The organism is Solihabitans fulvus (genome assembly GCF_008386585.1).
GTDB lineage: Bacteria > Actinomycetota > Actinomycetes > Mycobacteriales > Pseudonocardiaceae > Solihabitans > Solihabitans fulvus.
On record NZ_VUOB01000147.1, the window covers coordinates 1 to 3,430 of the forward strand.

Sequence of the window (3,430 nt, forward strand, 5' to 3'; positions counted from 1 at the left end):
AGCGCCGACTTGTTCTCGGTCATCGCGGCCAACCGTAGCCCGTTGTGCACGGCAACCGGCGATCGCGTGAAGCGGGTGGCGGCCGGGCCCCGAGGCAACTAGCCGACGATCATGTGGATGCCGTAGCCGACGATCGCCGCGCACGCGGCGAAGCAGAGCACGGCGGCGGTCAGGCCGGTCGCGCCGGACGCGCCGCGTTCCCTGGCCGTGAGGCGCTGCGACACGCCCCGGAGGCCGACCGCGAACAGGACCATCACGGCCAGCACGGCGCCGAGCGCGACGAGGAACACCTCGCCGAGGCCAGTCCAGTTGATGTGCACGACTCTCCCGGTCAGGCGGCGGCTTGGGCCGTAGGCAGCGGTTCGGTCTTCAGCGCGACGTCCTCACTGACCGCCTCGATCGCGACCGGCCTGCGCCGCGACGCGACGTAGATGCCGGCGGCGACCGCGACGCCGACGACGGCGACGACCACGACACCCACCGCGCCTGCGGACGCCGTCCTGCCGGCCAGCGCGCCGACCACGGCGGCAGCCGGCAACGTCACCACCCAGGCCAGCGCCATCCGCCCGGCCACGCTCCACCGAATCGCGGTGAGCCTGCGCCCGAGGCCGGAGCCGAGGATGCCGCCGGAGCTGACGTGCGTGGTAGACAACGCGAACCCGAGGTGCGAGGACGCCAGGATCACCGTGGCCGCGCTGGTCTGCGCGGCGAAGCCCTGCGGCGACTCGATGGTGGTCAGGCCCTTGCCGAGGGTGTGGGTGATCCGGCCGCCGCCGAAGTAGGTGCCGAGCGCGATGGCCGTGCCGGCGCTGATGATCACCCAGGTCGGCGGGGCCGCGCCGGCGTGCAGCATGCCGGAGGAGATCAGGGTCAGGGTGATGACGCCCATCGTCTTCTGCGCGTCGTTGGTGCCGTGGGCGAGCGAGACGAGACCGGCGGAGACGACCTGTCCGATCCGGAAGCCCTTGGTGACGACGCGGCGGTCGGCGGACCTGGTCAGCCGGTAGGTCAGGGCGGTGGCGAGCATCGCGATCAGGCCGGCGACCAGCGGTGAGGCCACCGCCGGGACGAGCACCTTCTCGACGATCTTGCCGAAGTGCACCGCGCCGGTGCCGGACGCGATCCAGGCGGCGCCGATCAGCCCGCCGAACAGGGCGTGCGAGGAACTGGACGGCAACCCGAGGTACCAGGTGACCAGGTTCCACACGATCGCGCCGATCAGGCCGCCGAACACGATGGCCGGGCTGATTCTCGTCTCGTCGACGATGCCCCCGGAGATCGTCTTGGCGACCTCGACGGAGAGGAACGCGCCGACCAGGTTCAACACCGCGGCCAACGCCACCGCGACCCGGGGACGGAGCGCGCCGGTGGCGATCGACGTGGCCATCGCGTTCGCCGTGTCGTGGAAGCCGTTGGTGAAGTCGAAAGCGAGGGCCGTCACGATGACGACGATGACGAGTAGAGAGGGATCCACCCTGATTCCTCCGGCAGGACTGGGCACGTCGCAGCGAACGCTACCCGTCCAGAGTGGAATGGCACGCGCCCAGACGAGTACGAACCGTACACATCACACAGGTGAACTCCGCGACTACACCAGGGGAAGATCCCGGCCAAGGTGCCGGCCCGGGGTGAGTTCGCCCGCCGTGAGCTGCACGAAGCGCTCCGCAAACGGCTGCCAGGTCTCCGCGAGGTCCTGGTGCGCGGCGGCGAGAGCGTCCAACTCGAACTGTCCCGGCCGTGCGCGCTCGGCGATCTCCGGCTCGCGCGCCACCCAGTCGAGCACCATCTCGGGGGTCGTCTCGATGTGGAACTGGAGCCCGTAGGCGGTCGAACCGACGCGGAACGCCTGGTGGTCATACTTCGGCGAGGCGGCGAGCAGCTCCGCGGTCGGCGGCAGCACGTGGATCTCGTCGGCGTGGAACTGGAGCACGTCCGGCGTGAACGGCAGGTCGTTGAACAGCGGGTCGTAGGCGGTGACATCGCGCTTGGCGACCAGCAGCACGCCGGCCTCGGGGCCGCGAGCGCCGCGCCGAACCTGACCGCCGGTCGCCGAGGCGAGCAGCTGCGCGCCGAGGCAGATCGCGAGCACCGGAACGCCTCTGCTCACGGCCCTGCCGAGCAGCGCGCGCACGGCGGCGAGGTAGGGGAACTCGGCGTCGTCGTAGGCGCCCATCTCACCGCCGAGGCAGACGACGCCCTGGTAGCCGTCGAGGAACTCGGCGAAGTCCTCGTCCTGGGGGCCGGGCAGGCGATGCTCGGCGGGGCGAACCACCTCGAGTTCCGCGCCTGCGGCGACCAGCCAGTCGGCCAGGTTGCCCGGCGGGTTCCATTCCGATGGCTGCACGACCAGGAGCCGAGAGGACGTCACCCGGTCAGGTTAGGGCACGGCCGTGGCGGACCTCACGCCAGTCAGGTCGTCCCCTGTTCATATCGTGCGCGGTTCACGTCGTGCTCGGGTCACGCGGTCCGTCGTCCTCGGGTCACTCGGCCTTCTCACGCGGTCCTCGGGTCACGCGGTCCTCGGGTGGGCCGGCAGGAAAGCCAGTTCGGCCGCGTCCAGCACCGGGCGGTAGCCGATCTGTTGGTAGATGGAGTTGGAGACCGGGTTGGCCAGGTCCGTGTTCAACACCACCGCGTCCGCGCCAGCGTCGATGGCCCACTGCGACGCCGCGGCGGTGACTGCCGACCCGTAACCCCGGCCACGGCGCTCCGGTGGCGTGTAGACGGGACCGATGCGGGACATCGCCATCGTCGGCCGCCTCGCCACCGCCCAGGCCACGACCTCGTCGTGGTGCTCCCAGAGCAGGTTGCCGGCGCCGGACTCCAGCGAACCGAGAATCGCCTCCTCGGCCGATTGGCTGCTGTGCCGACCGTCGAGCGCTTCGTCGGTGAAGGCCTCGTGCCAGGCCGCCAGCTGGGGAACGTCGGCTCGGGTGGCGACTCGCGCAGCGCCGGGTGTGTCCGGGACCTCCAGCTCGCCAAGCCGGTAGACCCGCATCGCCATGGTCCTGCGCTGCCTCATCCCGGTGAGCGCCATCCAGGCCGCGGCGAACGCCTCCGCCTGCGGCACCGGACCGTTCACGCCGGGCAGTGTGGGGTCGATCTCAGCCAGCACGCCGGCCACCAGCTCTGCGGCGGCGAGGGGAAGCCCGGTCGCGATCAGGGACCAGGGCGGCGTGCGCAGCACGGCACCGCACAGCTCGTGGTTGTCGTGCACCGTCACCAGGACGGGCGGCGCGTCGCCGTCGGTGGCCGGTGCCGTCAGCAGCCGGTCCACGATGGTCAACACGACGGTGTGCCGGACGGGGTCGGCCGCGTAGAGCGGCCGCGCCAGCGTCCAGAACGTCTCGAGGTTGGTGTGCACCCGTACTTCCACACCGGCCACGATAACGACAATAGCCCGTTGGGGCTCGAAGATTTCTCTCCAAAC

4 protein-coding genes are annotated in these 3,430 nt (G+C 70.9%); all 4 read right to left on the reverse strand.

The features are described from left to right. Window positions 1-98: 98 nt before the first annotated feature. Entirely contained in the window at window positions 99-320 is a 222-nt protein-coding gene (locus F0L68_RS40850; RefSeq protein WP_149855291.1) for a hypothetical protein, read from the reverse strand. An 11-nt stretch (window positions 321-331) separates the two neighbouring features. Further along, a complete protein-coding gene (locus tag F0L68_RS40855) occupies window positions 332-1,474 on the reverse strand; it encodes an inorganic phosphate transporter (protein ID WP_149855292.1) in 1,143 nt (380 codons plus the stop codon). 114 nt (window positions 1,475-1,588) lie between these two features. After that, a complete protein-coding gene (locus tag F0L68_RS40860) occupies window positions 1,589-2,368 on the reverse strand; it encodes a type 1 glutamine amidotransferase (protein WP_149855293.1) in 780 nt (259 codons plus the stop codon). Window positions 2,369-2,509: 141 nt separating this feature from the next. Beyond that, window positions 2,510-3,385: a GNAT family N-acetyltransferase gene (locus F0L68_RS40865; RefSeq protein WP_149855294.1), complete on the reverse strand. Its 876-nt coding sequence runs from the start codon at window positions 3,383-3,385 to the stop codon at window positions 2,510-2,512. Window positions 3,386-3,430 lie beyond the last annotated feature (45 nt).